Origin of the sequence: Georgenia sp. H159 (assembly GCF_035607575.1) — a bacterium.
Lineage (GTDB): Bacteria > Actinomycetota > Actinomycetes > Actinomycetales > Actinomycetaceae > Oceanitalea.
In genome coordinates, this window is record NZ_JAYDZY010000001.1 from 479767 (window position 1) to 494571 (window position 14805).

General features: G+C 71.3%; 9 protein-coding genes and 1 riboswitch. All 9 genes read left to right on the forward strand.

All coding sequences use genetic code 11. The annotated features are described in order from the left end of the window. Positions 1-85: 85 nt before the first annotated feature. The 9 genes from VR894_RS02290 (at position 86) to VR894_RS02330 (ending at position 14765) form a co-directional block, all read left to right on the forward strand. On the forward strand, positions 86-1303 hold the full coding sequence (locus VR894_RS02290) for an NADP-dependent isocitrate dehydrogenase (RefSeq protein ID WP_324649686.1): 1218 nt from the start codon (positions 86-88) through the stop codon (positions 1301-1303). Positions 1304-1326: 23 nt separating this feature from the next. Beyond that, entirely contained in the window at positions 1327-2310 is a 984-nt protein-coding gene (locus tag VR894_RS02295; protein WP_324649687.1) for a malate dehydrogenase, read from the forward strand. 234 nt (positions 2311-2544) lie between these two features. After that, on the forward strand, positions 2545-3276 hold the full coding sequence (locus VR894_RS02300) for an AIM24 family protein (RefSeq protein WP_324649688.1): 732 nt from the start codon (positions 2545-2547) through the stop codon (positions 3274-3276). A gap of 162 nt (positions 3277-3438) precedes the next feature. Then, complete coding sequence (gene pulA, locus VR894_RS02305) at positions 3439-9456, forward strand: pullulanase-type alpha-1,6-glucosidase (RefSeq protein WP_324649689.1); 6018 nt, start codon at positions 3439-3441, stop codon at positions 9454-9456. 164 nt (positions 9457-9620) lie between these two features. Then, complete coding sequence (gene purU / locus VR894_RS02310) at positions 9621-10478, forward strand: formyltetrahydrofolate deformylase (protein WP_324649690.1); 858 nt, start codon at positions 9621-9623, stop codon at positions 10476-10478. Between the two features lie 248 nt (positions 10479-10726). Further along, entirely contained in the window at positions 10727-11215 is a 489-nt protein-coding gene (locus tag VR894_RS02315) for a GNAT family N-acetyltransferase (protein WP_324649691.1), read from the forward strand. Positions 11216-11244: 29 nt separating this feature from the next. Continuing rightward, a riboswitch (ZMP/ZTP riboswitch) is annotated at positions 11245-11333 on the forward strand. Between the two features lie 54 nt (positions 11334-11387). Further along, positions 11388-12686 carry a serine hydroxymethyltransferase gene (gene glyA / locus VR894_RS02320; RefSeq protein WP_324649692.1) on the forward strand — a complete coding sequence of 433 codons (1299 nt, stop codon included), beginning with the start codon at positions 11388-11390 and terminating at the stop codon, positions 12684-12686. Next, the gene (locus VR894_RS02325) at positions 12683-13558 is read left to right on the forward strand and encodes a bifunctional methylenetetrahydrofolate dehydrogenase/methenyltetrahydrofolate cyclohydrolase (protein ID WP_324649693.1); all 876 of its coding nucleotides are present in this window, start codon (positions 12683-12685) and stop codon (positions 13556-13558) included. Before glyA ends, VR894_RS02325 begins: the two co-directional genes overlap by 4 nt. A gap of 1 nt (position 13559) precedes the next feature. Continuing rightward, entirely contained in the window at positions 13560-14765 is a 1206-nt protein-coding gene (locus VR894_RS02330) for an MFS transporter (RefSeq protein WP_324649694.1), read from the forward strand. The last annotated feature ends 40 nt before the right edge of the window (positions 14766-14805 follow it).

The window sequence follows — 14805 nt, forward strand, 5'->3', positions numbered from 1 at the left end:
AGTAATCTGGAGGTCGCGGTGCCGGCGCCCCGGCGCCGAGCACGCCGAGCACACCCCTCGCGGTGGTCAGGAGAGACGCAGGAACATGGCGAAGATCAAGGTTGCGAACCCGGTCGTCGAGCTCGACGGCGACGAGATGACGCGGATCATCTGGCAGTTCATCAAGGACCGCCTCATCCACCCGTACCTCGACATCGACCTCAAGTACTACGACCTCGGCATCCAGAACCGTGACGCCACCGACGACCAGGTGACCGTCGACGCCGCCCACGCCATCCGGGAGCACGGCGTCGGCGTCAAGTGCGCGACCATCACCCCCGACGAGGCGCGCGTCGCGGAGTTCGGCCTCAAGAACATGTGGCGCTCGCCCAACGGCACCATCCGCAACATCCTCGGCGGCGTCATCTTCCGTGAGCCGATCATCATCTCCAACGTCCCGCGGCTCGTCCCGGGCTGGACCAAGCCGATCATCATCGGCCGCCACGCCCACGGTGACCAGTACAAGGCGCAGAACTTCAAGGTGCCCGGCCCCGGCACCGTGACGATCACCTACACCCCCGACGACGGCAGCGAGCCGATGGAGCTCGAGGTCGCCAAGTTCCCCGAGGACGGCGGCGTCGCGATGGGGATGTTCAACTACAACAAGTCGATCGCCGACTTCGCCCGCGCCTCCTTCTCCTACGGGCTGCAGCGGGGCTACCCGGTGTACCTCTCGACGAAGAACACCATCCTCAAGGCCTACGACGGCGCCTTCAAGGACATCTTCCAGGAGGTGTTCGACGCCGAGTTCAAGGACCAGTTCGACGCCGCGGGCCTCACCTACGAGCACCGCCTCATCGACGACATGGTCGCCGCCGCCATGAAGTGGGAGGGCGGCTACGTCTGGGCCTGCAAGAACTACGACGGCGACGTCCAGTCCGACACCGTCGCCCAGGGCTTCGGCTCGCTCGGCCTCATGACCTCGGTGCTCATGACCCCGGACGGCCGCACGGTCGAGGCCGAGGCCGCGCACGGCACCGTCACCCGGCACTACCGCCAGCACCAGGCCGGCAACCCGACGTCCACGAACCCGATCGCCTCGATCTTCGCGTGGACCCGCGGCCTGGCCCACCGGGGCAAGCTCGACAACACCCCGGAGGTCACCGGCTTCGCCGAGACCCTCGAGGACGTCGTCGTCAAGACGGTCGAGTCCGGCAAGATGACCAAGGACCTCGCGCTGCTCGTCGGCCCGGACCAGGAGTGGCTGACCACCGAGGAGTTCCTCGCCGCGCTCGACGAGAACCTCGCCGCGCGCCTCGCCTGACTCGTCCCGAAGGAGAGAACGCCATGAGCACCCAGCCCGTCAACGTCACCGTCACCGGTGCAGCCGGCCAGATCGGCTACGCCCTGCTCTTCCGCGTCGCCTCGGGCCAGCTGCTGGGGCCGGACGTGCCCGTCAGGCTGCGCCTGCTGGAGATCCCGCAGGCCGTCAAGGCCGCCGAGGGCACCGCGATGGAGCTCGACGACTGCGCCTTCCCGCTGCTCGCCGGGATCGACATCCTCGACACCCCCGAGGCCGGCTTCGAGGGCACGAACATCGCCCTGCTCGTCGGCGCGCGTCCCCGGACGGCCGGCATGGAGCGCGGTGACCTCCTCGAGGCCAACGGTGGGATCTTCGGCCCCCAGGGCAAGGCGATCAACGACCACGCGGCGTCCGACGTCCGCGTGCTCGTCGTCGGGAACCCGGCCAACACCAACGCGCTCATCGCGCAGCGGCACGCACCGGACGTCCCCGCCGAGCGCTTCAACGCGATGACCCGGCTGGACCACAACCGGGCGCTGAGCCAGCTCGCGCAGAAGACCGGCACCCCGGTGAGCCAGATCGAGAACCTCACGATCTGGGGCAACCACTCGGCGACCCAGTACCCGGACGTGTTCCACGCGACCGTCGCCGGGCGCCCGGCCACCGAGCTCGTCGACGAGGCCTGGCTGGCCGACGACTTCATCCCGACCGTCGCCAAGCGTGGCGCGGCCATCATCGACGCCCGTGGTGCGTCGTCGGCGGCCTCGGCAGCCAACGCGGCCATCGACCACGTCCACGACTGGGTGCGCGGCACGGGGACCTCGTGGACCTCGGCAGCGATCCCGTCCGACGGCTCCTACGGCGTGCCCGAGGGCATCATCTCCTCCTTCCCGGTCCGCTCCGCGGGCGGCGAGTGGGAGATCGTCCAGGGCCTGGAGATCAACGACTTCTCCCGGGAGCGGATCGACGCCTCCGTCGCCGAGCTCACCGGCGAGCGCGAGGCCGTGGAGCAGCTCGGCCTCATCTGAGCACCCGGCGCGCAACAACTCCGCTCTCGACGGGAAGGGATTCGCCCTTTCCCGCCGAGAGCGGAGTTGTTTCGGCTCGCGGCGGGAGGGGATTCGCCCTTTCCCGCCGAGAGCGGAGTTGTTTCGGCTCTCGCCGGGAAGGGATCGCACTTTCCCCGCCGAGAGCGGAGTTTTTTCCGATGCTCCGGCAGTACGCTGCACCCGCCCGCGAGACCCACGACACAGGGAGCGACCATGCCCATCCACGGCACCTTGTTCAGCGAGTTCCAGGAGACCACCTCCCAGGACCCGTTCACCCTCCAGAACAAGAAGCTGCTCAAGATCAACATGGGCTACGGCCCCGTGTGGGCGAAGTCCGGCTCGATGGTCGCCTACCAGGGCGACGTCCGGTTCCAGAACAAGGGCTCCGGCGGCCTCGGACGCATCGTCAAGTCCGCGGTGACCGGTGAGGGCGTGAGCATGATGGAGGCCACCGGCCAGGGCGAGCTGTTCGTCGCCGACCAGGCCGCGGACATCCAACTCGTCTACCTCGAGAACGACATGATCTCGGTCAACGGCGCCAGCGTGCTGGCCTTCTCGGCCTCCATCGAGTGGGACATCCAGCGACTCCAGGCCCGCGGCGCCGCGATGACGGGCGGCCTGTACAACGTCTCGCTGCGCGGCACCGGGTACGTCGCGGTCACCACCCAGGGCGAGCCGGTGGCACTCGACGTCGCCAGCGCGCCGACCTTCGCCGACGCCCAGGCCGTGGTCCTGTGGACCTCCGGAGTGAGCATGGACATCCGCGTCGACACCGGCGGGCTGAAGTCGCTGGTGCGCGGCGGGACGGGCGAGACGTTCCAGATGGCCTTCGGTGGCCAGGGGTACGTCGTCGTCCAGCCCAGCGAGTCGGTCATCACGGGCGGGCACCAGGAGAACCGCTCCAAGAGCAGCGGCGGCGGGCTCGGCGGACTGCTCGGCGGCTGACCCTGCCGACGCGCATCGGCCGGGGGAGGCCCCGGCCGATCGCGTCGTGCTGCCTGCGTGATGGCTGGGACCGCAACCCCGTGAAACGGGTTGCAAGCCTTGCATCGCCTTTCAGGCGGGTCTAGGCTGCGGACACCGATCATCTGGAGACGAGGGAGTCCCATGTCCGCGAGATCTGCTCGCCCGCGCGCCGCCGTCGCCCTGCTCGCAGCCGCGGGTCTGGTGGCCTCAGGTCTGGCCGCCGCCACGACCGCGCTGCCCGCTGCCGCGGACGACACGCTCGTCGTCGTCGCCGGTGACCTCCAGTCCGAGCTCGGCTGCCCGGCCGACTGGGCCCCCGACTGCACCGACACCGCGCTCGAGCCCACGGGGACCGAGGGCGTCTATGCGGCCGAGCTCACCGTGCCCGCGGGCAGCTGGGAGTACAAGGTCACCGTCGGTGGCTCGTGGGACGAGGCCTACGGCGTCGGGGGAGGGGAGGCGAACTACGCGCTCCACCTCGCCGGCGAGACCGACCTGCGCTTCACCTTCGACCACGCCGACGGCCTCGTCGCCCTCGAGGTGGTCGGGCTGGACCAGGGGCACACCGACGCCGACGACGCCCTCGTCACCGAGCCGGTGCGCCAGCCGGGCTCCGACGAGCAGTTCTACTTCGTCATGACCGACCGCTTCGCCAACGGCGACGAGGCGAACGACACCGGTGGCCTCGACGGTGACCGTCTGGACCACGGCTTCGACCCAGCGGACAAGGGCTTCTACCACGGCGGGGACATCGCCGGGCTGCACGAGAACCTCGACTACATCCAGGGTCTGGGCACGACGGCGATCTGGCTCACCCCGTCGTTCAAGAACAACCCCGTCCAGGGCGAGGGCGCGAACGCCTCGGCCGGGTACCACGGCTACTGGATCACCGACTTCACGCAGATCGACCCGCACCTCGGCACGAACGCCGAGCTCGAGGCGCTCATCGACGACGCCCACGCCCGCGGCATCAAGGTCTACTTCGACATCATCACCAACCACACCGCCGACGTCATCGACTACGCGGAGGGCGAGTACTCCTACATCGACATGGCCACCTCGCCCTACCGCGATGCGGAGGGCAACGTCTTCGACCCGGGTGACTACGCGGGAACCGGGACCTTCCCGGAGCTGGACGCCCAGACGTCCTTCCCCTACACGCCGGTGCCGAACGAGGACATCACCCTGGCCCCCGAGTGGCTCAACGACGTGACGCTCTACCACAACCGCGGTGACTCGACGTGGGAGGGCGAGTCGGTCACCTTCGGTGACTTCGTCGGCCTGGACGACCTCATGACCGAGCACCCCACCGTCGTCGAGGGCTTCGTCGACGTCTACCAGGACTGGGTCGACCTCGGCATCGACGGCTTCCGCATCGACACCGCCAAGCACGTGAACATGGAGTTCTGGGAGGAGTGGACCACCGAGGTCCTCGACTACGCACGCGCTCAGGGCCGCGACGAGTTCTTCATGTTCGGTGAGGTCTACGACGCCGACGCCCGCCTGCTGTCCCCCTACGTGCGCAACACCGACATGAACGGCGTGCTCGACTTCGCCTACCAGTCCGCTGCCGTCAACTACGCCAAGGGCTTCACCGCCGAGGGCCTGTCCGGCCTGTTCTCCGCGGACGCCTACTACACGACCCCGACGACGAGCGCGCACGCCCTGCCGACCTTCCTCGGCAACCACGACATGGGTCGCGTCGGCTACTTCCTCCAGGGCACGGGCGACGAGCGTGACCGCTCGATGCTCGCGCACTCCCTCATGTACCTCACCCGCGGCCAGCCGGTCGTCTACTACGGCGACGAGCAGGGCTTCGTCGGCCAGGGCGGGGACAAGGACGCACGGCAGTCGCTCTTCGCCAGCCAGGTCGAGCAGTACCAGCAGGACTGGACGCTGCACGGGGACCAGATCGGGGCGCAGGACCGGTTCGACACCGACGTGCCGCTGTACACCCACATCGCCGAGCTCGCCGAGCTGCGCTCCACCACGCCGGCGCTCGCCGACGGCGCGCAGATCGAGCTGTACGCCGCCGACGGGGCCGGCGTCTACGCCTTCGCCCGGGTGGACCGCGAGGACAAGGTCGAGCACGTCGTCGCCGTGAACAACCAGGCCGGCGACTCCACCGTCACCTTCACCACGCTGACTCCCGGCGCGAGCTACTCCGTGCTCCACGGTGACCACGGCCCCGTGACGGCGGACGCGTCCGGGCAGCTGACGCTCACCGTGCCGGCCCTCGACGCCGTCGTCCTCGTGGCCGACCGGACCGTCGGTGCGCCGGACGAGCCGGGTGAGATCACGCTGCTGCCCGCCCACGGTGGCGCGCTCGACGGCGTCGCCCCCGTCAGCGCCGACGTCGCCGACGACGTGTGGGCGGAGACCTCCTTCGCCTACCGGCTCGTCGGTGCCGAGGACTGGACGCCGCTCGGCACCGCCGAGGGCGACGCGCCACAGGTCTTCCACGACGTCTCCGCACTGCCGACCGGAACCCTCGTCGAGTACCGGGCCGTGTCCGTCGACGCCGCCGGCCACCGTGTCGCGGCCTCGACCGTCGGCTCGGTCGGCCAGGCCGTCGACGGCACCTCCGGGGCCGAGCAGCCGGGCGGGGACCTCGTCACCGTCCCCGGCAGCCACAACGCCGCGATGGGCTGCCCGGGCGACTGGCAGTCCGACTGCGCGGCGGCGGCACTCACGCTGGGAGCGGACGGCATCTACTCCGGCACCTTCGACATCCCGGCCGGCAGCTACGAGTACAAGGTCGCAGTCGGTGGCAGCTGGGACGTCAACTACGGCGCCGGCGGCGTGCCCGGCGGGGACAACGTCTCCTACACCCACGACGGCGGACCGGTCACCTTCTTCTACGACCCGGTGACCCACTACTTCTCCAGCACCGCCGAGGGCCCGATCGTCACGCTGCCGGGCTCGTTCAACGCCCAGGTCGGCTGCCCCGGTGACTGGCAGCCCGACTGCATGGCCACGTGGATGAGCGACCCGGACGGCGACGGCACCTACGAGTGGTCGACGACGGAGCTGGCGACCGGGAGCTACGAGGTCAAGGTGGCCCACGGCCGCAGCTGGGACGAGAACTACGGTGCGGACGGCGTGCCGGGTGGGGACAACATCGCGTTCAGCGCCACGGCCGGCAACCTCGTCGCCTTCAGCTACGACATCGCCACGCACGTGCTCACCGTCGACGTCACCGACCCGCCACTGGCCGGCACCGGGCAGGACGCCGCCTACTGGCTGGACGAGACGACGATCGCGTGGCCGACCTCGCTGCTGCCCGCTGGTGCGGCACCCGCCGAGCTCGAGTGGTCGGTGCACTGGGCGCCCAAGGGTGGTCTCGACGTGGTCGACGGCACCGTCACCGGAGGGGCCGGCTCGGCCCAGCTCACCCTCAGCAGTGAGGGGCTTCCGCAGGCGCTCGCCGACCGCTTCCCGCACCTGGCCGACCACCTCGCGCTGACCGTCGAGGGGCTCACCACCGAGCAGGTCGAGGAGATCCTCACCGGGCAGCTCCGGGTGCTGCAGGTCGACGGGGAGACACCCAGCGCCTTCACCGGGCTGCAGGTCCCGGGTGTGCTCGACGACCTGTACGCCGGCGCGGCGGCCGACCGCACCCTCGGCGCGGACTGGTCCGCAGCCGGCGTGCCCACGCTCGCGCTGTGGGCACCGACCGCCACGGACGTCGACCTCCTGCTGTGGGACGAGGGTGCCGACCTGGCGGCCGCGCCGCAGGACACCGTGCCCATGGAACGGCAGGCGGACGGCTCGTGGACCGTCACCGGGGACGTCGGGTGGACGGGCATGTCCTACCGCTACGCCGTCGAGGTCTACGTCGACGACGAGGGCGAGGTCCTCGTCAACGAGGTCACCGACCCCTACTCGGTGGGCCTGACCCTGAACTCCACCCACTCCGTGCTCCTCGACCTCGACGACGAGCAGTGGGCACCGGAGATCTGGGCCGAGACCCCGGCGCCCGTCGTTGAGGACCCGGTCGACCGGACGATCTACGAGCTGCACGTGCGCGACTTCTCGATCAGCGACGAGACCGTCCCCGAGGAGCTGCGCGGCACCTACGGCGCGTTCGCGCTGGAGGACTCCGCCGGTGTCACCCACCTGCGCGACCTCGCCGAGGCGGGCATGAACACCGTCCACCTGCTCCCGACGTTCGACATCGCCACCATCAACGAGGACCGCTCCGAGCGGGTGGAGCCGCAGGTCCCCGACGCGGCGCCGGACTCCGAGGAGCAGCAGGCCGCCGTCAGCGAGGTCCGCGACCTCGACGGCTTCAACTGGGGCTACGACCCGCTGCACTACTCCACCCCGGAGGGCTCCTACGCCGCCGACGGCTCCCAGCACGGCGGGGACCGCGTCGCGGAGTTCCGCACCATGATCGGCGGCCTGCACGACGTCGGCCTGCAGGTGGTGCTCGACAAGGTCTACAACCACACCAACTCCTCCGGACAGGCCGAGCTGTCGGTCCTCGACCGCGTGGTGCCCGGGTACTACCACCGGCTCGACGCCGTCGGGAACGTCACGACGTCCACCTGCTGCCAGAACGTCGCCACCGAGCACGAGATGGCCGAGAAGCTCATGGTCGACTCCGTGGTCACCTGGGCCGCGGACTACCACGTCGACGGCTTCCGCTTCGACCTCATGGGCCACCACTCGGTGGACAACATGCTGGCCGTGCGCGAGGCGCTGGACTCCCTGACGCTCGCGGACGACGGCGTGGACGGCGAGTCGGTCTACGTCTACGGCGAGGGCTGGGACTTCGGCGAGGTCACCGGCAACGCGCGCTTCACCCAGGCCATCCAGGGCCAGCTCGGCGGCACCGGCATCGGGACGTTCTCCGACCGGCTGCGTGACGCCGTCCGTGGCGGCGGACCCTTCGACGAGGACCAGCGCACCATCCAGGGCTTCGGGTCCGGGTCCTTCACCGACCCGAATGCCGTGGCCGAGGGCACGCCGGAGGAGCAGGCAGCGCGTCTGGCCCACCAGACCGACCTCGTGCGACTGGGGCTGGCCGGCAACCTCGCGGACTTCTCCTTCGTCACCGCGGCCGGTGAGGAGCAGACCGGGGCACAGCTGGACTACAACGGCCAGCCCGCCGGGTACGCCACCCAGCCCGACGAGGTCGTCACCTACGTCGACGCGCACGACAACGAGACGCTGTTCGACAACCTCACCCTCAAGCTGCCGGTCGACACGTCGATGGCGGAGCGGGTGCGGATGAACACGCTGTCGCTGGCGACGACGGCGCTGGCCCAGACGCCGTCGTTCTGGCACGCGGGCACCGACCTGCTGCGCTCCAAGTCGCTGGACCGCAACAGCTACAACTCCGGTGACCACTTCAACCGGCTCGACTGGTCGATGCAGACGAACAACGTCGGTGTGGGCCTGCCGCCCGCGGAGGACAACGCCGACGCGTGGGAGATCATGCGGCCGTTGCTCGCCGACCCGGACCTGGCCCCGACGCCCGAGGACATCGCCCGGTCCGCGGCGATGGCGCAGGACCTGCTCGAGCTGCGCTTCTCGACCGACCTCTTCCGCCTGGGCTCGGCCGAGCTCATCCACGAGAAGGTCACCTTCCCGGGCTCCGGACCCGATGCGACGCCGGGGCTGCTCGTCATGGCGATCGACGACACGGCGGGGGAGAGTGACGTCGACCCGGCACTGGACAGCGTGCTCGCGGTCTTCAACGCCTCACCCGAGCCGGTCATCGAGCAGGTCGAGGGGTTCGCCGGGCGTGGGCTCGCGCTCTCTCCGGTGCAGGTCGCCGGGGCCGACGACGTCGTCCGGGCAACAGTGTGGGACGCCGAGACGGGCACGGTGACGGTCCCGGCGCGCACGGTGGCAGTGCTGGTCGAGCAGCAGGACGAGCCGACGCCGACGCCCACCGACCCGCCGGTCGACCCGACCGACCCGCCGGTCGACCCGACGGACCCGCCGGTCGACCCGACGGACCCGCCGGTCGACCCGACGGACCCGACCGACCCGCCCGCCCGTCCCGGCGGCGGGCCGGGTGACGGCGACGACGGGGCTCCCGGCGGGAAGCTGCCGCAGACGGGCCTCGACGCGGCGGTGCCCGTCGTCGTCGCGCTGCTCCTCCTCCTGGCCGGGGCCACGCTTCTCGCCACCCGTCGTCGGGCCTAGCGGACGGCAGGGCGAGCACGGACGCACCCGCGCACCGCGCCCGGCGCACCGTGTGGGGTTCGGGTCCCGGGAGGACCCGAACCCCACACGACGTCGTCGGCGCCCCTCGCCCGGGCGGCGGACCGGGGTGAGGCGGCACCGCCGGGTCGGCTAGCCTCTGCCGGGTGACCCACGACGGCGACCAGCACCTGGTTCTCTCCCTGTCCTGCCCCGACCGGCCCGGCATCGTCAGTGCCGTGGCCGGCCTGCTCGCGGAGCACGGCGGGAACATCACCGAGTCCCAGCAGTTCGGTGACCCGTCCACGGGCCTGTTCTTCATGCGGGTCCAGGTCCAGACGGCCGCTCCCCGCGAGGAGCTCGAGCAGGTCCTCACCGAGCTCGCCGGACGTTTCGAGATGGACTGGCAGCTCGACGTCGTCGGCCGTCCGGTCCGGACCCTCGTCCTCGTGTCGAAGGCCGGTCACTGCCTCAGCGACCTCGGGTACCGGCAGCGCAACGAGCGGCTGCCGATCGACGTCGTCGGGGTCGTCTCCAACCACCGTGACCTCGAGTCGATGGCCGACTTCTACGGCTACGACTTCACCCACATCCCGGTGACGAGGGAGACGAAGCCGCAGGCCGAGGCCCGCCTCCTCGAGCTCGTCGAGCAGCACGACGTCGAGCTCGTCGTCCTCGCCCGCTACATGCAGGTGCTCTCCGACGACCTGTGCCGCAAGCTCGAGGGCCGGGTCATCAACATCCACCACTCCTTCCTGCCCAGCTTCAAGGGCGCCCGGCCCTACGCCCAGGCCCACCAGCGGGGCGTCAAGCTCATCGGGGCGACCGCGCACTACGTGACCGCGGACCTCGACGAGGGCCCGATCATCGAGCAGGACGTCGAGCGGGTGGACCACAGCGACGACGAGCGCGAGATGGTCTCGCTCGGTGAGGACGTCGAGCGTCGGGTGCTCGCCCGCGCCGTGCGCTGGCACGCCGAGCACCGCGTCCTGCGCGACGGCGCCCGCACCGTCGTCTTCCGCTAGCCCCGCCGCCCCCGCGAACTGGCGCCCCCCGTAAACCGGCGTCGCCCGCGAACGGGCGCACACCCTCGTCCCGGCGCCGAGAGCGGAGTTGTTGTCCGAGCAAGCGGGGCGACCGCCGGAAACAACTCCGCTCTCGGCGAGAGGGGAGCGCGGGGCTGGCCGACCGCCGGAAACAACTCCGCTCTCGGCGGGGGGATCGCTGGGTGGACCTGTGCGCGACGTCGGGTGCGTGGTGCGAGGATGACGCCATGGACGACGTTCGTATCGATGTGGTCGACGACGACGCTGCCGGTGAGCTGCTCACGGTGCGGCGCGCGGCCTTCGTCACCGAGGCACAGCTCTACGGTGACCCCAACATCCCGGCACTGACCCAGACCCTCGCGGAACTCCGCACGGACCTCGAGCGGCCCGACGTCGTCACCCTGGGCGCGTGGCTCGGGACGCGGCTCGTCGGGTCGATCCGGGTGGAGCTCGAGGGCGAGCGGGCCAACCTCGGCCGCCTCGCCGTCGTCCCCGACCTCCAGGGTCAGGGGCTGGGGACCCAGCTGCTCATGGCCGTGCTCGAGTACCTGCCCGAGCAGACGAAGGAGGTCTGGGTGTTCACCGGCCAGGACTCCAAGCAGAACCTGTCGATGTACGCGAAGCACGGGTACGAGCACCAGTACGACCAGCACACCGGGGACCTCACCTACGCCTACCTGCGGCGCATCCTCGGTGAGGACGAGCCGAGCGACTGACCGCACCGTCCGCCGGAGGCGTTAGGCTTGGTCACTGTCGCGACTGGCGCCACAGGTGGATCACCACCGGGGAGCGACGAACCACGCAGACCTCAGGTCGCCCGCCTGGGCCGAGGGTCACCGGCACTGCATGCTCCGGCGTGCGTCAACCAGTGAGACTTGCGGAGGAACCATGAGCCAGCCCACCGAGACCCGTCCGGTCGCGGACCAGTCGCTGTCCGAGCTCGACCCCGAGATCGCCGCCGTCCTCGACGGCGAGCTGGTCCGCCAGCGCGAGACGCTGGAGATGATCGCCAGCGAGAACTTCGTCCCCCGCGCGGTGCTCCAGGCCCAGGGGTCGGTGCTCACCAACAAGTACGCCGAGGGCTACCCGGGCCGCCGGTACTACGGCGGCTGCGAGCAGGTCGACATCGCCGAGAACCTCGCCATCGAGCGGGCGAAGTCCCTCTTCGGTGCCGCGTACGCCAACGTCCAGCCGCACTCCGGCGCCACGGCCAACGCGGCGGTGCTCCACGCCATCGCCCGCCCCGGCGACAAGGTGCTAGGCCTGTCGCTGCCCCACGGCGGCCACCTCACCCACGGCATGAAGATCAACTTCTCCGGCCGGCTCTACGACATCGCCGCCTACGGCGTCGACGAGCAGACCCACCGGATCGACATGGACCAGGTCCGCGAGCAGGCGCTCGCCGAGCGGCCCAAGGTCATCATCGCCGGCTGGTCCGCCTACCCGCGGCAGCTGGACTTTGCGGCGTTCCGCGCGATCGCGGACGAGGTCGGCGCCTACCTGTGGACCGACATGGCGCACTTCGCCGGCCTGGTCGCCGCCGGTCTGCACCCGAACCCGGTCGCCGAGTCCGACGTCGTCTCGACGACGATCCACAAGACCCTCGGCGGCCCCCGCTCCGGCATGATCCTGTCCCGCGACGCCGAGGAGCTGGGCAAGAAGCTCAACTCCGCGGTCTTCCCCGGCCAGCAGGGCGGCCCGCTCATGCACGTCATCGCCGCCAAGGCGGTGGCACTCAAGGTCGCGGCCGGTGAGGAGTTCGCGGAGCGGCAGCGCCGCACCCTCGAGGGTGCCCGCATCATCGCCGAGCGGCTCATGGAGCCCGCGGTCCGCGAGGCCGGCGTCTCCGTCGTCACCGGGGGCACCGACGTCCACCTCGTGCTCGTCGACCTGCGCGACTCGGCGCTCGACGGCCAGCAGGCCGAGGACCTCCTCCACTCCGCCGGCATCACCGTCAACCGCAACGCGGTGCCCTTCGACCCGCGCCCGCCGCGGGTGACCTCCGGCCTGCGGATCGGCACGCCGGCCCTCGCCACGCGCGGGTTCGGCGCCGCCGAGTTCACCGAGGTCGCCGACATCATCGCCACCACCCTGACCCAGGGGGCGTCGGCCGACGTCACCGCCCTGAGCGCACGCGTCAAGGCACTGACGGACACCTTCCCGCTCTACGAGGGCCTGCAGCAGTGACCGTGCGCATCCTCGACGGCAAGGCCACCGCGGCGCAGATCAGGAGCGAGCTCACCACCCGGGTCGGCGCGCTGCGCGAGCGAGGCGTGATCCCCGGGCTGGGCACCGTCCTCGTCGGTGACGACCCGGGCTCCCGGAGCTACGTCGCGGGCAAGCACCGCGACTGCGCCGAGGTGGGCATCGAGTCGATCCGCGTCGACCTGCCGGCGACCGCGACCGAGGAGGAGATCCTCGCGGCGGTCGACCGGCTCAACGCCGACCCCGCGTGCACCGGGTACATCGTCCAGCTCCCGCTGCCCGCGGGAGTCGACACGAACGCCGTCCTCGAGCGGATCGACCCCGCCAAGGACGCCGACGGCCTGCACCCGACGAACCTGGGCCGCCTCGTGCTTCGCGTCAAGGAGCCGGTCACCAGCCCGCTGCCGTGCACGCCTCGCGGGGTGCTCGAGCTGCTCGACCGGTACGACGTCGACCTCGAGGGCGCGCACGTCGTCGTCGTGGGCCGGGGGACCACCGTCGGACGCAGCATCGGCCTGCTCCTCACCCGGAAGGACGTCAACGCGACCGTCACGCTCACCCACACCGGCACCCGTGACCTCGCCGCCCACGTCGGCCGGGCCGACGTCGTCGTCGCGGCGGCGGGCGTCCCGGGGATCGTCACCGCGGACATGGTCCGTCCGGGCGCGGTGGTGCTCGACGTCGGGGTCAGCCGCGTCGTCGACCCCGAGACGGGCAAGGCACGGCTGCGCGGGGACGTCGCCGACGGCGTCGCCGACGTGGCCGCCTGGCTCTCACCGAACCCGGGAGGCGTCGGTCCGATGACCCGCGCCATGCTGCTGGCGAACGTCGTGGACGCCGCCGAGCAGGCCTGACTTGGCCAGACCCGGCCCGGAGCGGCGCACCGCCGTCGCTGCCGTGGTCGCCGTCCTGCTGCTCGGGGTCTGCCTGCGCGCGCCCGTGACCGCTGTCGGGCCGCTCATCGAGCGGATCGGCGCGGACACCGGACTGGGCACGACGGCGCTCGGGCTCCTCGGCGCGGTACCGGTCATCGGCTTCGGGATCGGCTCGGCCCTCGTCCACCGGCCCGCCGTGCGCTTCGGGCCGGAACGGGTCGTCGCCGTCGCCCTCATGGTGCTGGCGGCCGCCGTCGTGCTGCGGTCGCTGCCCGTGCCGGGGGCGCTGTGGGTCGGCACAGCGGGGCTCGGCGTGGCCATCGCCGCCGGGAACGTGCTCGCCCCGGCGGTGATCAAGCGCGAGCAGCCGCACCGCATCGCGCTCGTCACCGCCTGCTTCACCGCCGTCATGACGACGACGGGGGCGACGGCGTCGGGGCTGGCCGTCCCCGTCTCGGACGCGTGGGGCGGCGGCTGGCGGCTGCCGCTCGCGGCGTTCGCCGGCGTCGTCGCCGTCGTCGCGGTGCTCTGGGTGGTGCGGGCGAGGAACTCACCGCCGCAGCCGGGCCCGACGACGGCGGCGGCGCCCGGAGGGGTCCGCCAACCGGTCGTCGCCCGGATGTGGCGCAGCCGCAGCGCATGGCTCGTCAGCGTCTTCATGGGGCTGCAGTCCAGCGTCTTCTACATCCTCGTCACGTGGCTGCCGACGGTCGAGGCGGAGCTCGGCCTGGACCCCCGCGCCGCCGGGTGGCACCTGTTCGTCTACCAGGTCGTCGGCATGGTCTCCGGGCTGCTGCTCACCGTCCTCATGCGCGGGCGGGCCGACCTTCGAGGGCTGGGCGTGGGGATCAGCCTCTTCTCGGTGACCGCCATGACCGGGCTCTACCTCCTCCCCGGAGCTGCGCTCCTGTGGGTCGCGCTCGCGGCCGTGGGCTCGGGCAGTGCCCTCGTGCTCGCGCTCAGCCTCTTCGGGCTGCGGACCGCGCACCCGGGCCACACCGCCCAGCTGTCCTCGATGGCGCAGACCGTCGGCTACGGGATCGCCGCCGGCGGGCCGTTGCTCGCCGGCTGGGTCGGCGGCACTGCGGGCTGGGAGCTCGTCCTCGTGCTGGCCGGCTCGATCGCGGTCGTCCAGACGGTCGTCGTGCTCGGCGCGGCCCGTCCCGGGCTGATCCTGGGCCGCTGACAGCCGCCGGGCGTGGCCGCCCGACCACCCTCGGATCACC